The organism is Bacillus rugosus, assembly GCF_023238245.1.
Lineage (GTDB): Bacteria > Bacillota > Bacilli > Bacillales > Bacillaceae > Bacillus > Bacillus rugosus.
Map to the genome: position 1 here is coordinate 2,343,784 of NZ_CP096590.1, position 17,628 is coordinate 2,361,411.

General features: G+C 45.0%; 20 protein-coding genes, 1 pseudogene and 1 other annotated feature. Of the genes and pseudogenes, 6 read left to right on the top strand and 15 right to left on the bottom strand.

Features of this window, described 5'->3' with window-relative positions; translation table 11 throughout:
* Positions 1–9 precede the first annotated feature (9 nt).
* The 8 genes and pseudogenes from M0696_RS11710 to M0696_RS11745 all read right to left on the bottom strand — a co-directional run bounded on the left by M0696_RS11710 (position 10) and on the right by M0696_RS11745 (position 5,333).
* Entirely contained in the window at positions 10–654 is a 645-nt protein-coding gene (locus tag M0696_RS11710; RefSeq protein WP_166851145.1) for a helix-turn-helix domain-containing protein, read from the bottom strand.
* Positions 655–1,146: 492 nt separating this feature from the next.
* The gene (locus tag M0696_RS11715; RefSeq protein ID WP_003226554.1) at positions 1,147–1,386 is read right to left on the bottom strand and encodes a YqkC family protein; all 240 of its coding nucleotides are present in this window, start codon (positions 1,384–1,386) and stop codon (positions 1,147–1,149) included.
* Between the two features lie 13 nt (positions 1,387–1,399).
* Entirely contained in the window at positions 1,400–1,723 is a 324-nt protein-coding gene (locus tag M0696_RS11720) for an iron-sulfur cluster biosynthesis family protein (RefSeq protein WP_003226552.1), read from the bottom strand.
* Positions 1,720–2,751 (bottom strand): GNAT family N-acetyltransferase, encoded by a 1,032-nt coding sequence (locus tag M0696_RS11725; RefSeq protein ID WP_222143108.1) that lies wholly within the window; start codon positions 2,749–2,751, stop codon positions 1,720–1,722. The genes M0696_RS11720 and M0696_RS11725 overlap by 4 nt, the downstream gene beginning before the upstream one ends.
* Positions 2,744–3,089: pseudogene (locus M0696_RS11730) on the bottom strand (antibiotic biosynthesis monooxygenase family protein). Before M0696_RS11730 ends, M0696_RS11725 begins: the two are co-directional and overlap by 8 nt.
* Before the next feature lie 9 nt (positions 3,090–3,098).
* Entirely contained in the window at positions 3,099–3,569 is a 471-nt protein-coding gene (locus M0696_RS11735; protein ID WP_166851137.1) for a GNAT family N-acetyltransferase, read from the bottom strand.
* Positions 3,570–3,759: 190 nt separating this feature from the next.
* Entirely contained in the window at positions 3,760–4,098 is a 339-nt protein-coding gene (locus tag M0696_RS11740) for a YolD-like family protein (RefSeq protein ID WP_222143110.1), read from the bottom strand.
* Positions 4,095–5,333 (bottom strand): DNA polymerase IV, encoded by a 1,239-nt coding sequence (locus tag M0696_RS11745; protein ID WP_166851133.1) that lies wholly within the window; start codon positions 5,331–5,333, stop codon positions 4,095–4,097. The genes M0696_RS11740 and M0696_RS11745 overlap by 4 nt, the downstream gene beginning before the upstream one ends.
* A 166-nt stretch (positions 5,334–5,499) precedes the next feature.
* Here M0696_RS11745 and M0696_RS11750 point away from each other — a divergent pair, with 166 nt between their 5' ends.
* The 3 genes from M0696_RS11750 to M0696_RS11760 all read left to right on the top strand — a co-directional run bounded on the left by M0696_RS11750 (position 5,500) and on the right by M0696_RS11760 (position 7,845).
* On the top strand, positions 5,500–5,706 hold the full coding sequence (locus M0696_RS11750; protein ID WP_003226541.1) for a YqzH family protein: 207 nt from the start codon (positions 5,500–5,502) through the stop codon (positions 5,704–5,706).
* Positions 5,707–6,402: 696 nt separating this feature from the next.
* On the top strand, positions 6,403–7,635 hold the full coding sequence (locus tag M0696_RS11755) for an MDR family MFS transporter (protein WP_166851129.1): 1,233 nt from the start codon (positions 6,403–6,405) through the stop codon (positions 7,633–7,635).
* A 51-nt stretch (positions 7,636–7,686) separates the two neighbouring features.
* Positions 7,687–7,845 carry a hypothetical protein gene (locus M0696_RS11760; RefSeq protein ID WP_166851127.1) on the top strand — a complete coding sequence of 53 codons (159 nt, stop codon included), beginning with the start codon at positions 7,687–7,689 and terminating at the stop codon, positions 7,843–7,845.
* Here the strand turns inward: M0696_RS11760 and M0696_RS11765 are convergent.
* From M0696_RS11765 to M0696_RS11785, 5 genes are all read right to left on the bottom strand, one after another.
* Entirely contained in the window at positions 7,842–8,228 is a 387-nt protein-coding gene (locus tag M0696_RS11765; protein ID WP_248601976.1) for a VOC family protein, read from the bottom strand. The genes M0696_RS11760 and M0696_RS11765 overlap by 4 nt on opposite strands.
* Before the next feature lie 4 nt (positions 8,229–8,232).
* Positions 8,233–9,192, bottom strand: coding sequence for a type I pantothenate kinase (gene coaA, locus M0696_RS11770; RefSeq protein WP_222143112.1), 960 nt, complete (start codon positions 9,190–9,192; stop codon positions 8,233–8,235).
* Between the two features lie 71 nt (positions 9,193–9,263).
* Positions 9,264–10,610: a D-serine ammonia-lyase gene (dsdA, locus tag M0696_RS11775; protein WP_248601977.1), complete on the bottom strand. Its 1,347-nt coding sequence runs from the start codon at positions 10,608–10,610 to the stop codon at positions 9,264–9,266.
* 75 nt (positions 10,611–10,685) lie between these two features.
* Positions 10,686–11,465, bottom strand: coding sequence for an SDR family NAD(P)-dependent oxidoreductase (locus tag M0696_RS11780; RefSeq protein WP_166851121.1), 780 nt, complete (start codon positions 11,463–11,465; stop codon positions 10,686–10,688).
* A gap of 5 nt (positions 11,466–11,470) precedes the next feature.
* Positions 11,471–12,430: an MBL fold metallo-hydrolase gene (locus tag M0696_RS11785; protein WP_166851119.1), complete on the bottom strand. Its 960-nt coding sequence runs from the start codon at positions 12,428–12,430 to the stop codon at positions 11,471–11,473.
* 154 nt (positions 12,431–12,584) lie between these two features.
* Positions 12,585–12,787, top strand: a binding site (T-box leader).
* Between the two features lie 44 nt (positions 12,788–12,831).
* On the opposite strand from M0696_RS11785, the gene proC reads away from it, so the two are divergent.
* The gene (gene proC / locus M0696_RS11790; protein ID WP_222143114.1) at positions 12,832–13,668 is read left to right on the top strand and encodes a pyrroline-5-carboxylate reductase; all 837 of its coding nucleotides are present in this window, start codon (positions 12,832–12,834) and stop codon (positions 13,666–13,668) included.
* A 51-nt stretch (positions 13,669–13,719) separates the two neighbouring features.
* On the opposite strand, the gene M0696_RS11795 is transcribed toward proC, so the two are convergent.
* The gene (locus tag M0696_RS11795) at positions 13,720–15,354 is read right to left on the bottom strand and encodes a M20/M25/M40 family metallo-hydrolase (protein ID WP_248601978.1); all 1,635 of its coding nucleotides are present in this window, start codon (positions 15,352–15,354) and stop codon (positions 13,720–13,722) included.
* Positions 15,355–15,526: 172 nt separating this feature from the next.
* Here M0696_RS11795 and namA point away from each other — a divergent pair, with 172 nt between their 5' ends.
* Together namA and M0696_RS11805 are read left to right on the top strand one after the other, a co-directional pair.
* Complete coding sequence (gene namA / locus M0696_RS11800; protein ID WP_222143116.1) at positions 15,527–16,543, top strand: NADPH dehydrogenase NamA; 1,017 nt, start codon at positions 15,527–15,529, stop codon at positions 16,541–16,543.
* 110 nt (positions 16,544–16,653) lie between these two features.
* Positions 16,654–17,415 (top strand): alpha/beta fold hydrolase, encoded by a 762-nt coding sequence (locus M0696_RS11805; RefSeq protein ID WP_166851113.1) that lies wholly within the window; start codon positions 16,654–16,656, stop codon positions 17,413–17,415.
* A 42-nt stretch (positions 17,416–17,457) separates the two neighbouring features.
* Here M0696_RS11805 and rpmG read toward each other — a convergent pair whose 3' ends face one another.
* A complete protein-coding gene (gene rpmG, locus M0696_RS11810; protein ID WP_003226511.1) occupies positions 17,458–17,607 on the bottom strand; it encodes a 50S ribosomal protein L33 in 150 nt (49 codons plus the stop codon).
* Positions 17,608–17,628: the final 21 nt, after the last annotated feature.

Genomic DNA, 17,628 nt, shown 5'->3' on the forward strand with positions numbered 1-17,628 from the left:
CATGCTCCATTATGATTTAGGTGACAATTGGGTGAAGACAAGTTGAATCGCTGCGGCGTCATCGATATAGCCAATCGGAAAAATATAATCCGGTATAACATCAACAGGAGCAATGAAATACAACAAAGCACCGCCTATCAGCAGCAATTCACGCGGCGTCCCGCGACCAGAGGTAAATCGGAAATACATGTCGTTCAGACGGGTCAGGAAAGGACCGATGCCGCTGACTTTCTCGACTTTATCTTCAAACTCGTCCTGAATCGTACGCTTCCCTTCCTCTGTCTGAGAATATTGCTGATACTCAGTCAATTTGCTACTCAACTCTTCCATTGTAAAAGACCGGTCATAGACATTTGAGGTTTGCAAAACGTCTTCAATTTCGTCCATTGATGAGTGAATATCCGGACGGCCGTTGTCCTGCTTCTTCTCCATTGTATAGCCGGCAGCTGTCATCAGCTCATCAAAAGAAACGCCAAGACTGTCTGAAAACCTTTGTAAATGGTTCAGGTTGGCCTTTCTTTTGCCATTGATGATTCTCGAAATAGTCGCTTTATCAATTTGTGTGCGTTCGCTCAATTCTCTTAAAGATAAAGAATTTTTTTGCAAATGCTCTTTTAGCAGCGCTCCTAGCTGATTTTTCTTTTTTTCATCCACGATTTGTTCTCCTTTCACATTAAAAATTTATCAATCTATCAGCCTAAAGACTAAGACGGTATAATGATATATAATCGTTGTCAAAATGTCAACGAATAACCGAAGTATCCCGAGACACCTTGTTTTTTCTACTTTCAAGTCGTTGACAATTAAACAAAAAAAGAGTGAGCTAGAACTCTCACTCCGTTTTCTATCACGTCAAAAACCCTCTTAGTTTTCTTACGATACTCCAATGATTTTTTCTTTCAGTGAAGTGCCCATTAACATATGGATGTGGCCTTTGCACTTTTTCTTACACTAAAAATATTTAGTATTTGTCCTATTTCCATTAACAACTTGCCTCCTGTCCAAGTTGTTTGCGCTAAAACGATTACTGTCTTTTTGGCATCCTAACTTTTCCTGCAGATCTTTTGGTTGGCAAACCAAAAATACCAGGTTTTCTTTCATAATAAAAAAGCGAAAGGCCCCCTTCGGCTCTTTCGCTTTTCCATTTCATAAAACGTCGGTAATGCCATCCATATTTTCTCTAATCCATTCAATCGCAAGATCTATCGTTGTAAACTCCTGCGTTTCGAAGGTCATTTCATCCTGCAATAGCCAAACATCTTTCTTGACGGATTCTGCTCCTCCAATTGACCAGTGGAGCAAAGTATAGGGATGGTTTTGATTCAGGAAGGATACCCACGTTTTATTCTGTGCTGTGTTCTTCATTGCCTTCAGCTTTTGTTCCACGTTTCGTGTCTCCCTACTTTACTAATATGCTCATTCTAGGGCTGAGCATTTCAGCCGGGCTTTTCAGCGCCAGTGTTTTGGCTTTTTCATTGTAATCGATCGTCATTTGATCGTCAAAAAACACCTTTTGTGACGACTGGATATACAGCGGGATACCGTTCGTTTCCAGCTGCTCGCACTGTCCCGTTAATTCTTCTGCCAGCCAGATTGTCGGTACACCGCTTACCGCGCAGCCGCATCCTTCTGCATCGTAACGAAGCTGGGCTTTTTTTCCCGGGTTGGCGTCAAACGCCTGCTGCAGTGCCTGTTTTGCTGCATCTGTCACATGTATGTTCATAAGGTGAGACCCCCGTTTTCATCATTTTCGCTATTGTAGCATACAACGCTTCCATCCGCATTGTTTCTGCCTTCTTTCCACCGCTTCGCATTTTTTTCTGCAGTCTTGATCCAACCATCTTTCCCTTGTATGTACTGATTGATGCAGTCCGGATGCTGGGCAGCCAGTCGTTTTTTGAGAACGGCGTATTCCTCCGCTATTTTTGGATGGGCTCTGAGATAATCTCTGAATAACAGATGCCTTTCAATAGCAGGGTTTCCCTTTTCGTACACATGGACATGATGAGTACGTTTATTACCGCCTTTTTGGAAATAACGCCTGCCAGCTATGCCGTTTTCTCCTTTCGGTGTATAGCCGATAGCCTTCATTTGTGTATCATATTGGCTCACAGCTTCAATGGTTTTGACTTCAATTAATATATCAATAATTGGCTTTGCTGCCATGTTTGAAATTGATGTGCTTCCGATATGATGGACAGCAACGATCTCCGGTCCGAGCACAAGCTTCAGCCGTTCTTTTTCTTCATTGAAATATTCCGCCCATTTTTCATTGTAGGGAACGACCTCAACTTTTCGTTCCGGATACAAATGAAAGACAGACAGCAATAGACCCTCCGCGGCTTTAATGGTTTCTGCCTTTTGAAATCCCGCCTTTGCATAGAGCGACACGGCCGGTGTATTTTCCTCAGCTGTGACTACTTCGATTTTCTCAGCGTCTTCGTTTTGATCGATGACAAATTGCAAAAGTGCTCGTCCAATCCCTTTTCTGAAACCGTCGGGATGCACAACAAGCCTGCAAATGGTGAGATGATGCATGTTTTTCTCATATGAAATGACACCGATCAGTTTACCTTCTTTCCGATATCCCGCAAACTGTTCATGAGAGGCTTGAATATCCTTTGGCTTCTCCTGTAAGGCGGGAATACCGTCAAAACCGATAAGCTCCGCTTCTTTTATGTAGGCTGGCTGCTGCACGGCAATAATCTCACGCGCTGTGATCTCTTCCGTATGCTGAAGATATTCAATCATTTCTCTTCTCCTGAAAACAGCCGCTGCCTCTCGACTTTTGCGATGCGGACTGCATACGACTCGTACCACATGCTTTTTCCTTTTTCTTTTGCTGCTTGATGTTCAGTGTGATGCTTCCAGTGGTTAATGGCATCCATACTGTCCCAATAGGAAACCGTTATGCCCCTTCCACCCGCTTCACGAACGCTTTCGACGCCTAAAAATCCAGGCTGATCCGCCGCAAGCGATACCATCCGCTCCGCTGTTTCTCCATATCCTGGGTCATTTTCGCTTCTGACAGATGAAAAAATGACTGCATAGTAAGGAGGCTCAGGTGTTTTTGATAAAAAATCCATCATATTTCCCCCTCATATGTTTTTGACAAACAGTACCTTATCTTGGCCGGGGCCATCATAGTTTGCAAACACTGAGATGCCATTTACCGTTTTGGTGCCCTTTTCAATGTTAAATCCCAATTTTGTGTGATACGCGATTGACACCTTATTCACCGGTGAAGTGACGCACTTTACCCGGGTGCAGCCTCGTTGTTTTACTGTTTCAATAAAGACATCGTATAATTGTTTTCCAATTTGCATTTTTCTGAAATCTGGATGCACACCGGAAAAATGGATGTATGCCGTTTCAGGATCCGATTGTGATTGAAACCCGATTAAAAATCCGGTCATGCTGCTATGTTCAGATGTAATAAAGCTTGTGTCCTGAAAATGCTCAAAAAATAGTCTCGGCAATTTTTCTTTCAGCTGTCTGCCGCCCCACCATTCATTCATTACAGACGTTACCATTTCATAATCTGAAGACGTGATTGTTCGAATATCCATTACGATTTGATCTCCCTCCGTCTGGCAAAACGAATGTCAGCTCTTTTTTTCTCACAATATAAAAATTATATTTTGCCTGACTGGAATTGTAAATGCCTTCTTTCCTGTATCATACGTTTGCAGTTTGCCGAGGGAACAATGTTAGATATTTTTACACATATTTCTCCCCCCAATGCAGGAGGGAGAAACTTTACAGCACAATATCAAGCACCTGATCAAGTTTCAGCTTATAAAGCTGATCTTCGTCTCCTTTTATCCATACTGTTTTTTCAAACTCTTCATACCGGCAGATCTTCCCGGTACAGCGGACAATTTCACCATCCTGAAAGCAGCTGACAGTGATATTCTGGGCAAACTCCATCGCGGCGCAAAGCGTTTGATTCATTTCCTCCAGCTTATCAGGATCAAGGATCGGCTTTTGCAGCTTCTGTTTATGGCGCTTTCTCTCAAGCAGGCTTTGTTTATGCTCCGGCAGAAACATCCTGCTTCCTTCCCACAGCAGGTTGCCTCTTTTTAAATAGTCATTCATTTATAGTGCCCTCCTATTTTAGCCGCACGTTCAAATGCCTGGCCTGCCGCTGTCAGTGACGCCGCCCTGATGATGGCTGTATCGCCGAACCGGTTTTTAATGCCATCCATCACATAGCCAAGGCTCATTTTCTTTGCATAATCCTGAAATAAATTGAGCTGCCATATGTCATCAGATGAGAGCTGGGACAGATTGACCCCGAGACGGCGGACAGGCTTCCCGTCCCAAAACGTAAGAAACAGCCGGCATACAGCCTCATATACATCCTGGGTAGAATTAGTCGGCTCCGCCAGCTTCACTTGCCGGTTGAAGCCCGTCGGCCAATCAAAATCAGCACCCCGGCAGCTCACTGATACCGTCTGCCCCATTACTCCGGCGTTTCGGCTTCGCCTGCACACTTCTTCACTCAGCTCCAGCAGTACGACTTTGATTTCTTTGTCAAAGTGTTCGTAGTCTCTCGGGAGAGTCATTCCATGGCCAATCGCCTTTTGTCCGTCCAGAGATGAAGTAGATACAGGGGAATAGTCGATCCCGTTCGCCGTCATCCACAGCACATGGCCGTTAATGCCCCATTTCTTTTTTAAAAGATCGAGCGGAAAAGCCGCAAGCCCGCCGATCGTGCTGATGCCCATCCGGTTTAAATGATGCTTCATGCGGCTCCCGACGCCAAACATGCTGCCCACCGGAAGCGGCCACATTTCAGTTTTCATATTTTCTTTCGTTAAGGTAAAAATACCGTTCTTATTCTTTTTGGCAAAATTGTCGCACGCGATTTTGGCTAGCGCTTTATTAGGACCGATTCCGACCCGCGCATAAACGCCGATCTCCCGCATGATTCTGCCCTGAATGCTTTTTGCAATCTCTTCCGGCGTCCCAAACAGCTTCTGACTGCCTGTAATGTCCATGAACTGTTCGTCAATGGAATACGGCTCTACAAGGTCTGTATATTCCTCTAGAATGGCGGTAATTTGCAGTGATACATCAATATACCGCTGCATACGGGGCCGGAGCACAACAGCTTCAGGGCACTTTTCCTGCGCCTCCCACAGCCGCGAAGCATTCGCCACACCCTTTTGTTTCGCCAGCGGACAGGCAGCCAATACGACTCCGCCCCTTTTTTCAGGATCACCTGAAACAATGACGGGCTTATTTTTCAAATGTGGATTTTCCGCTTTCTCTACAGATGCATAAAACGATTGCATGTCAACGAGAAAAATCACTTTTTCTTTCATCATACACACCTCTAAAAAGAACTTATGTTCGTTTTTCTATTATATGCGAAAGTATGTTCGATTTATACTGGTAAATGATTCTTGTCTGACAGAAAATATGATCCAAGGGTTTGAGAGAAGAGAAACATTTAGTAGAATGAAAGCGAAGCATAAAGATAGGAGAGTCATAATGGAGAAATTTGTCGAAAAAATGATGGGGCAGGCACTGCGTCAATACGGCAGAAATGTTGCCATAGATCCGTTAAGCCCGTATGAAAAACAAAGCCTGAAAGCAGCCTTAGAAGAGAGACGGAATGAAGAACCTGATGAGGATCTGCATGCGCATATAGAAGATATCATTTATGACTATGTCACAAACCAAGGGCTGTTCTCTTAAGCGCAGGTCACACCGTCAGCCGCTAATGCGTCTTCCCTTTGAAAACACCGCCGTGATGCAGAAAACAGTCTCAATGTCATACGGCAAAAAGGCTTGTGAAGAAAGCAAAGCAGGAATTTCTCACACTCCGTAGATTGATATGCCTGACAAAAAAATCACCCGAATACCCTTCAAAACGGGATAACTGCCCATTCCTCAAGCCGTGTCATACACTTAATTTTCGAAATCTACTTTGATTCATTCGGAAGAAACGCGGCATCTTCTTTTGTCCTCCAGTTCATGTCGGTTTTTAGCGTAAATTTTGATCTCATCTCCGGCATCACTAGCATTTACGAAACTTGATCCACACCCTGATGGGTTAAAATTACGGCCTTTAATGTTTCAAACGGACATCCCTTTGCTTCCATGTCCTGCCGAACGACTTTAAAATGCCCCCGCATTCAGCATCAATTAATATTACGCTTTTACCACAGATAAACGCCGGACATAACGTCATTTCCTTCCGAATGCTTTAACCTCAATTTCAACAATGTAACGTCAGCCATGTGCATCCTCCACACATGGTATATTGCAATCCATAAAGTAGGACATGTTTTATAAATGCCAATAACAAAATATTTTGAATTCCCCATTGGAGAAGGGAATTTTTTCATATATGATAGAAAAAGATCTTACAATACAGGAGAGATACGATTCATGAAGAAATGGAAAGATATCCACTCCATCAGCTGGACAATTATCATCGGAACCATTTTCGGCAGAATGGCAACATCGATGAGCATTCCTTTTTTAGCGATTTATTTAACGGCCGTTCAAGGCGCATCTGCTTCCTATGCAGGGCTGGTCATTGCCGCAAGCTCATCAGTCGGCATCCTCGCAAGCTTTTACGGCGGATATATCTCAGATAAATTCGGCAGAAAAAACATGATGCTTGTATCGATTTTCGGATGGATGCTGGTATTTGCAGGCTTTGCGGCGGCATCTCATCTCTGGGTGTTTTTTGTGGTAAACGCATTAAACGGTCTATGCAAATCACTGTTCGAGCCTGCTTCAAAGGCCTTGCTGTCTGATATGACAGAAGAAAAAACGAGACTGCTTGTTTTTAATTTACGCTATGCAGCTATTAATATCGGTGTTGTCTTCGGACCGGTGCTCGGCCTGTATTTCGGCTCATCGCAATCGACCGCACCCTTTTTGGTGCCCGCAGTCATTTACGGACTATACGGCCTCGTGCTTGCCATCCAATTTAAAAAACATCCATCCTTGTCAGCATCAAGCCAACCCCAAAATATGAGCGTGCGGGAAGCGTTTATGGTAACGCAAAAGGATCATCTTTTTACAATTGCTTTGATCGGCATTACACTATGCACCTTCGGCTACTCACAATTCAGTTCCACATTCCCGCAGTACATGGCGCAGAACCCCTTGATCGGCAATGGAACGAAGCTGTATGGGTTGATGCTGACATTAAACGCAATCGTTGTGTTGGCAACGCAATTTCCCATCGTCCATTTTGCAAAACGTTTTTCGCCGCTTTGCTCCCTGATGCTCGGTAATGTGATGGTTAGTATCAGCTTGGCCATTTTCACCATATCACACGGTGTTTCATCACTTGTGATGATTGTGGTGACATTTACAATCGGCGAAGTTCTTTTATTCTCTATGATGGATTTGTTTGTAGACCAGATTGCAAAACCAGGATTAAAAGGCACTTATTTTGGGGCAATCGGTTTTTCACAGCTCGGAAACGTCATCGGCCCCTGGGTCGGGGGTATATGTATAGACCTATTTGGCGCTGGCCGGCCGATTTTTGTTTTTTCTGTCCTGAGCGGCATCACCCTGCTCGGCCTGCCATTTTTAGCGTTCGCCTATCGGCAAATGAAAATGGAAATCACAAAACACCAATCCAGGCTGGAAAAGCCGCTTTAAATAAAAAAACGGGAGAGAACCAATCTCTCCCGCAACAATGAGGTGATGAACATGAATATAGGTGATATAATGTTTCAGCTGTTTGTATTTATTATATTTGCCGCTGTCATCTTTGCGGCTGTTACAGGCTTCAAGTATGCGAAAAACCGAAAAGCGCAGCTGGATCGCATTGAGAAAAAGCTGAACAGCCTGTCCGAAGATCACGATTAACAGCTTGGGGCAACGAGCTCTACCTTAATCCGGTCTGGATCCTCACAAAAGACTGCATAATGCCCGTCTCCTCCGGCAAAAGGATGCCTGTCTCGGTACAACACACGATAACCTTTTGCCGTCAATTTTTCAGTCATCTGATCGACTTGAAGCTTGGATTCAGCATGAAATGCGAGATGGTTCAGACCGACTCGGCATCTATGGTATTTCGGCTCTAGAAATGGCTCTTTCGCCTGCACAATCACTAGGTAAAAACGATCTTTCTTCCAGCTGATGCCTGAGCTCCATTTTTGATACCCTTTATAGCCAAGTTCTTTTAAGAACCAGCCCCAAAACCGCCTAGACGCCTCCAAATCAGAGACATACAGTTCGATATGATGCACAATTTCATACCCTCCTTACCAGCACTTCCTCGACCTTATGCCCGTCTCCCTTACGCAAAATGAGATCTGACCTGAATTTAGTCGGCAAGATATTTTCATATAAATTCGGCCGGTTGACACTCTCCCAAATCGAGGCCGCCATCTCATCAGCCTCCTGATCAGACAAGTCTTTGAATTTATGAAAATAAGAATCGGGATTTTGAAAAGCTGTTTCCCGAAGCAGGCGAAAACGCTCTAAATACCAAGTGAAAATCCGGCTTTCTTCCGCATCCACATAAATCGAAAAATCAAAGAAATCGGAAACAAAAATACGCGGATTTTCCCGGTCATCCTCCAAGGTGGGCGACTGAAGAACATTAATGCCTTCAATAATCACAATATCGGCCTGTTCTACAACCTCGAACACACCTTCCTCCCGGTCATAGGTGAGATGGGAATACACCGGGGCCTTTACTCTGTCTTTTCCTGATTTTAAGTCATTCAAGAATTCGAGCAGCGCCTTTACGTCATAGCTTTCGGGAAACCCTTTTCGTGACATCATATTTTTCTTTTCCAGCTCGGCTGTAGGAAATAAAAAACCATCTGTCGTGATAAGGCTCACTTTAGGACGGTCCGGCAAACGCGAAAGCAGCTTTTGCAATATCCGCGCCGTCGTGCTTTTCCCGACTGCCACACTGCCGGCGATGCCGATAATAAACGGAATCTTGGCTGAATGAGGGTGCTTTAAAAAAACATTGACATGCTTATTGCGTTCGGCCGCAGACTTAACATGCAAATGAAGCAGGCGAACAAGCGGAATATAGATCGTTTCCACTTCTTCAACAGATAGATAATCATTCAGCCCTTCCACGGCTTTTGCCTCTTCTTCAGAAACAGCAATCGACAAATGTCCCCCAAAACCAGACCAAGACTCACGATTGTGCTTTGTATATAAAGTATGTAAGTTAAGCTCTTTATTTTTCACTGTTTACACCTGACTCTCTGAAGGTTAAAACCCTTACAAAGATTGTAACGGAAAACCCTTTCACTGTCTGCTTATTTTTTCATTTCGTTTTTCAGCAAATCCGCACCAATCCGGTTATACGCAGCCATTTCTTCTTTTGGAACCATGCTTCCTCCTGTTCCCCAGACGACATGTACGGCATGTTCCATATTATGTTGCTGACTAAAGCTTCTTCCTTCTTCTGTCGAAAAAAGCTGAACAGGCCCAAACATGCCGGCAAGAGCAGAGGGCTCTAAATATTTATTTTCAGATACAGCCAGCATATGAAGCAAGGTATAAAGCGTATCGTCCTCTACTGTATAACAGCCGCTCAGCAGCGGTTCAATCAGCTTGCCGACAAATCCTGACGGCCTCCCTACGGCAAGCCCGTCAGCAGCCGTCCGATTATCCAGGCCGATATCCTGGACAGAAATCTTCTCGTGAAGGCCGGAATAAAGCCCTAACAGCATACACGGTGAATGAGTCGGTTCTGCGAAAAACACATGAACATGGTCTCCATATAAAAGCTTCAGCCCAAATGCAACACCGCCCGGCCCTCCGCCGACACCGCACGGCAGATAAACAAACAGCGGCGTCTCAAGACTTGGTTGTATATTCATACAGTCAAGCTGGTTTTTTAATCGGCTGGCGGCAACAGCATATCCTAAAAACAGCTGGCGGGAATGTTCATCATCAATGAAATAACAGAATGGATCTTGTTCCGCCTGCCGTCTCCCTTCTTTCACTGCTTCACTGTAATCTGATTCATACTCCATGACAGTGACACCCTTTTGGCGAAGGAGATCCTTTTTCCACTGCTTAGCATCGGCGGACATATGCACTGTCACGCGAAATCCGAGTGTGGCACCGATGATGCCGATGCTTAATCCTAGATTTCCTGTCGAACCGACAGCAATCGAATAGCGGGAGAAAAACGCGGTAAACCGGTCTTCCTGTAAAATGCGGTAATCATCCGTTTCCTGAAGCATTCCTTCTTGAAGCGCCAGCTTTTCAGCATGCTTCAATACTTCATAAATTCCGCCCCGCGCTTTAATCGAACCTGAAATCGGAAGCTCATGGTCGCACTTTAAAAGCCATCTTCCCGGAAATGGCTGCTGATATGCCGCTTCCACCTTTTCTTTCATATGTTGCATCTCAAAAAGCGGAGACTCGATCATCCCTTTGGCATCTTTCGTCTCAGGAAACACCTCGGCAATATAAGGAGCAAACCGCCGTAGCCTTTTTTTCGCCTCTTCTATCTCACTTTCCCACTCATCTGCATGAAATAACGGGCCCTCTTTCTTGCCCGAATTTGCCCAGAATACAGGCTCTGCCTCAATCAGTTTCTGAATAAACGGATCTTTGAGCAGAACGTGAAGGGCTTCTTGATTGATTGACATTCAATATTTCTCCCTTCCTCTATAAAAAACTGCCTGTGATCATGCCAACAAGCCTCTCACTACAGGCAGGTCCATCTATTTTTTCATGAGCACACGTCCTGCCAGCTTTTCAACGAGAGCTGGAAACAGCTGATACAGCTTGGTGCCGGCACTCATTATACGCGGAAGGTTGATCTCCCGTTTGTTCGTGAATATAGCAGCTGTAATTTGAGCTGCCACGTCATCAGGATCAAGCATCCAGCGGCCGACATTTTTGACATAGTCCCCGCCTTTATCGGCAATGGAAAAAAAGTTCGTCTGAATCGGACCCGGATTAACTGTTGTCACATAAATGCCGGTTCCCGCCAGCTCCATCCGCAAAGCGTTTGAGTAGCCGAGCACGGCATGTTTTGTCGCGGAATAAAGGCTCGACTTTGGTGTTGCAATCTTCCCCGCTTGAGAAGCGATATTGATGATATGACCCTTTTTTTGCTCAAGCATTTGCGGAAGCACCGCTTTTGTACAGGCGATCAAGCCGAAGACATTCACATCAAACATCGCTTTCATGTCATCCAGTGTCGAGTCTAAAACCGTTTCAAATATACCAAAGCCTGCATTGTTGATCAGTACATCAACCGAGCCGATCTGCTCGCGGACAAGGGCGATATCCTCTAGGCGGCCGACATCCAGAGGGAATATCTCACACTGTCCGCTCCATTCCTCAGTTATCTTCCTTTTGATTTCTATCAAACGATCCTCACGTCTTGCCGACAGCAGGACATGGGCTCCTTCAGCAGCGCATAAATATGCGATTCTTTCACCGAGCCCTCCTGAAGCGCCGGTTATCCAAATCCGCTTTCCCGCTATATGTTTCACCCATTTCACCTCTTCATTGTTCTAAAGTATGCAGTATTTCCTTCCCAATATGACGTGATGGATTCTTCTGCCGCCAACACATCAAGATGCCCTGCCGTTTCTGACATCGTTAAAAATAATTCCTTTTCATACACAGCAGGAAAAAGCTGCTGACAAACCTGAAAAGCTGTCATCGGTTTTTCATCCAGCATGCGCCGCACATCCTCCGTCCTGTTTCTCTGCTTGTCAAAACGCTTCTCAATCAGCGCCTGTACGCTGGTAATCGTTTCACCGTGACCTGGGTATACGATTGTTGGATCAAGTTCAGACAGCCTTCGCAAAGACCTCTGATAATCGACTAAAGGCTTTGACCTTATGTCTCCCGTTTTCGGGGCTTCCAAAATCGGATTAGACGAGCTGTTAGCCAGCAGAAGATCGCCGCCAAGCATCTTCCCGCTTTTTTCATGGAATAGAACGATATGCGACTCAGCATGTCCAGGCATCTCCAAAACAGACCAGCCCTCAAGTCCATCAATACTCATCCCTTCTCTGACAGTTTTCGTCAGGGATCTTGTACAGGAAAATGCGTACGCTGACCGAATCAGCTTTTCTGCCTTTCCCGTATTAAACGGAACGCCTAATTCAGGCAGCAGCTTTTGAAAAAAACATTTTTGCCAATCCATAAAAGCTTGATTTTGGCTGATATAAGGTTCGTTGAACGGATGCCCAATCACTTCGATTTCATCAGAAAAGACATCAAGCAAGCCTGCATGATCAGCGTGATGGTGAGTCAGTACAACCTGCTCGATATCTGACATTTTCACATTTACAGCGGCAAGCTGTTCTTGAAGGGCTCTAACAGCCTCTTTTGTATTCGGCCCGGCATCGATCAGTGTCAGCGCTTCACCTTTTACGAGGTAAACGATAACATCGCCGACAGCAAACGGTGTCGGAACGCGGATTGCAATTACATCTTCAATTGTCATCCTATTGCTCCTTGTCTTCATTCATCATTCATATTTTAGCTTTTTCTCGGTCTTGTGTCATTATTGCCGAATGAGAAAGGCCCTTTTTGAAAAAGCTATTGACATTAGCTTGTCCGCCATTGCATAATGAACAACAAACTAAAACGAGAACCATTGGAACGCTATGACGAGGAATAGTATACAAGGCAATGGCCAAAGAGAGCGATACCCCCGGCTGAAAGGTATTGCAGCCCGCTTGTTTGTAGAACCTGCCCTCAGAGCGGTTAGGAAAACCTAAACGTTTCCCGCGTTACGGGATTTGAGCTGAGCACATTCTGTGCTAATGAGGGTGGTACCGCGAACCTTTTCGTCCTTTACGTGATGAAAAGGTTTTTTGTTGTTCTGATAAAAGGAGGATATCAATGAAAAAGATAGGATTTGTCGGCGCCGGGTCTATGGCAGAAGCAATGATTAACGGTATTTTGCAAAGCGGCATCACAAAACCAGAACATATCTATATCACAAACCGCTCAAACGACGAGCGACTGATCGAATTAAAGGAAACGTACGGAGTGCGTCCATGCAGAGATAAAAATGAGTTTTTTACTCAAACCGATATCATCATCCTCGCTTTTAAACCGAAGGACGCGGCGGAAAGCATCGACAGCATCCGTTCGTATCTCAAGGATCAGCTCGTGATTTCAGTGCTTGCAGGCCTTACAATCGAAACCATTCAGCACTATTTTGGCAGAAAGCTCGCAGTCATTCGTGTCATGCCTAATACATCAGCAGCGATCGGAAAATCAGCAACCGGATTTTCCGCAAGCGTTGAAACAAGCCAGGATGATATGGCTGCCGCAAAAGCTCTCTTGGAAACAATCGGTGATGCCACACTGGTTGAGGAACGGCATCTTGACGCTGTCACGGCGATTGCCGGCAGTGGTCCGGCCTACTTGTACCGTTATATCGAGGCAATGGAAAAAGCGGCGCAAAAAGTAGGTTTGGATAAGGAAACCGCAAAAGCACTCATTTTGCAGACAATGGCAGGGGCAACAGATATGCTCCTTCAAAGCGGCAAACAACCTGCACAGCTGCGCAAGGAAATCACGAGTCCAGGGGGTACAACAGAGGCAGGTCTTCGTGCTTTACAGGACTCCCGCTTTGAAGAAGCGATTATTTACTGTATTGAAGAAACCGCTAAACGCAGCGCTGAAATCAAAGAGCAGTTTGCCGGTGCCGCCTTAGAGAGGCATTCATAGATGAAAACACAAAGAGAGAAGCCGCACAGTGCCTTCTCTCTTTTGTTTTTCCTAAAACAGCTGGCCGGCAGTTTCTGATTGTTTTAATAGCGAGGAGATCGTAAATGAAAGCAAGTCTGGAAGCACTTCAAAGGAATAAGGCATATACAGTCTTTCCGTCCATTTGTGCGGGTCTTTTCCAGCCGGACCAACGTTCAAAACAGGGACATATAAAGCCTGATCTTTGCCGCTTGGCAGTGAATATCCTCTGTTAAAGAGCGGCATATTGCTTGTGTACGCATCAACCTCCTGCTTTTCCAGCTGTAGATAGCTTAAGTCTGAAAGTCCAGGAAAATACTGCACCTCCCGTAGCGCTATGCCGTATCTGTCAGCCGCATAATGCATAAGCTGATCAGCTGTATTTCTGATCAATTGATCGTCCTTTGATGAAACCGCCGGATAAAACGGCGGGCTGTAAAAAAGAACAATGAGCGGCGCATCCTCTTTACATAGCGAAGCAAGCTCAGATACAATTTGGGTCGAAAAATCCCTGTCTCCAAGATCTCCCCTGTTGGCAAAGACATAATTAATAGCCCGCTCTGTTTCCGAGGTTCCAGCACGCTTTTTGGCACGCGCGACCAGCTCATCAAATGTCAAAACAGTGACGGCCCTTTCAATCGGCTGAAATGACTCAAATTGCTGAAAATCCTGTGTTTTCTTCCGAATATTCGCGGCTATTTCCTCCGCCGCCTGTTCTGCTGTTTTAAGCAGCATCTGATGCAGCTTACTGGCAGAGCGTTTCATTGACAGCACATTAAATAACGTGACAGCCGTATGCGGTGTCTGAACTGAGTACGCCTCTTTCAAGTCCTTTTGCATTAAGTTTACCGGCGGCGGAGTGACTTCACCATCAACCTTTTCGCAATAATCCGCATTCAGTTCGAGCAAGCGGTTAATCTCAGATACCATTAAATTTGCGTTTATGCCTGAAAACGGCTCTCCGACATGGGTTTCAATCCCTTTGCAGAAAAATCCCGCAAGCACCTTGCCAATGCTTCCTGTATAAATATATTGCTGCTGATCGCCGGGATATTTTTCGAACATCGGTTCAGCATTCAAGCAAGCGGTTATTGTGATATCACGCTTTTTCTCCATTTCCTTCAGTACAGGAACCGCTTCAATCATGCCTCTTGAATTCACTTCCTCGTCAGGAACGGTAATCAACAGCAAATTCCCCTCAAATTGGCCGTTCATTGCCCGCTCCAGCATCGACAGCTGAACGGCAAGGCCCGCTTTCATATCCATCGTCCCTCTTCCGAACAGCCAGTCTCCGCTTTCAGCGTCTATTCTCACACGTTCCGGAAGCAGCTCTTTTTTCTCTAGAAAAGAGCTCAAAAGCTCAGCAGGCTTACAGGCCATATGTTTGAATTCTCCGAAATCCTCTATGTCCACGACATCAAAATGGCTCAGCAAAAGCACTGTCTTTTTGACATTCTTCTTTTTGACAAGAGCCGTTAGAAAGGATCTGCCGTCGTCCATCGGATGAAGTGTTACATCATCAGGATGTTTTTGAAAATAAGGCTTGTCCTTCAAAATAAAATAAAGATATTCTGCAAGTGCTGCCTCTCCCTTCGAACCGGTGATGCTTTCGTATTGCACAAGAGAAGTTAAAAGGGTCAGCAATTCGTCCTTCGTCTGCCAATTCATCGATCTCCGCCCCTCCTATGTATAAAAACGCTTCTAAACTGAAAAATAAAATGACTCCCTGTCTATTATACAGAAATGTTTGACAAAAACGGATCTTTTGAGCAGTTTATATGACGGGAAAGAATTGACTTGATATAATCAATCTCTAAAAACCTTACGGGAGGCGAAAGAAATGGCCAGAAAATTATTCACACCTATTACAATTAAAGATATGACGTTAAAAAACCGCATTGTCATGTCGCCAATGTGCATGTATTCTTCTCATGAAAAGGACGGAAAATTGACGCCGTTCCACATGGCACATTACATATCACGCGCAGTCGGCCAGGTCGGGCTGATTATTGTGGAGGCATCAGCGGTTAACCCTCAAGGACGAATTACAGACCAAGACTTAGGGATTTGGAGCGACGAGCATATCGAAGGCTTTGCCAAACTGACTGAGCAGGTCAAAGAACAGGGGGCAAAAATCGGCATTCAGCTTGCCCATGCCGGACGTAAAGCAGAGCTTGAAGGAGATATTTTCGCTCCATCTGCGATTGCGTTTGACGAACAATCAGCAACACCTGTAGAAATGTCAGCAGAAAAAGTAAAAGAAACGATCCAGGAATTCAAACAAGCGGCAGCCCGCGCAAAAGAAGCCGGCTTTGATGTGATTGAAATTCATGCGGCGCACGGATACTTAATTCACGAATTTCTATCTCCGCTATCCAACCATCGTACAGATGAATACGGCGGCTCACCAGAAAACCGCTATCGTTTCTTAAGAGAAATCATCGATGAAGTCAAACAAGTATGGGACGGCCCTTTATTTGTCCGTGTATCTGCTTCTGACTATACAGACAAAGGCTTAGACATCGCCGATCACATCGGTTTTGCAAAATGGATGAAGGAGCAAGGTGTTGACTTAATTGACTGCAGCTCAGGCGCCCTTGTTCATGCAGACATTAATGTATTCCCAGGCTATCAGGTCAGCTTCGCTGAGAAAATCCGTGAACAGGCTGACATGGCAACTGGTGCTGTCGGCATGATTACAGACGGTTCAATGGCTGAAGAAATTCTGCAAAACGGACGTGCCGACCTTATCTTTATCGGCAGAGAGCTTCTGCGAGATCCATTCTTTGCAAGAACTGCTGCAAAACAGCTTAATACAGAGATTCCGGCCCCTGTTCAATACGAAAGAGGCTGGTAATGTCCAAAAGAGATATCCTCAACCGGATATCTCTTTTTTTATTTTTTAGAGAAACGATCAGCTCAGGTTCTCCGTCTCCCTAGTAGAACCAATTAGAGGAGATGACTCCAATGAACTCAGCTTGGATGGAAAAGACATATACAATTGACGGATGTGCGTTTCATACACAACACCGGAGAGGATCAAGCGGTGTAACGATTGTCTTTGAGGCCGGCTACGGTACTTCTTCTGAGACGTGGGAACCATTAATGGCGGACATTGATGATGAATTTGGCATTTTCACATATGACCGGGCAGGAATAGGGAAAAGCGGACAAAGCAGCACTAAACGAACAGCTGAACAACAGGTGAAAGAATTGGAGAGTTTGCTTAAAGCAGCAGATGTAAAACCTCCTTATTTGGCTGTTTCTCACTCATACGGAGCTGTGATCACCGGTTTATGGGCCTGCAAAAACAGGCGCGATATTATCGGCATGGTCCTCCTTGATCCAGCTTTAGGAGATTGCACAAGCTTCTCCTTTATTCCTGAAGAAATGCACAAAGCATACACAAGAAAGATGATGCTTGAGGGCACACATGCAGAATTTTCAAAAAGCCTGCAGGTACTCAAACAACAGCAAGTCCATTTAGGCAACATGCCTCTCCTTGTGTTGTCATCAGGTGAACGGACTGAGAAATTCTCTGCTGAACAGGAGTGGCAAAACATGCACAGCGGCATATTATCTCTATCTAATCAAAGCGGCTGGATCCAAGCTAAAAACAGCTCGCATAACATCCATCATGATGAACCTCATATTGTTCATTTGGCCATTTATGACGTATGGTGCGCAGCGTGCCAGCAGGCCGTTCCTCTTTACCAGGCAGTCAATTAACATAAAAGAAGACCGGGCCGTAAGACGCCCGGTCTTTCTTTGTTATTTTGTTTCACGATGAAGGGTATATTTCTTTAAACGCGGTGAATATTTTTTCAGCTCTAAACGGTCTGGGTTGGTGCGTTTATTTTTTGTTGTGATGTAATTACGGTCTCCCGTTTCAGTGCAAGCTAAAGTAACATTGACTCTCATATTAACATCTCCTTATAAAGC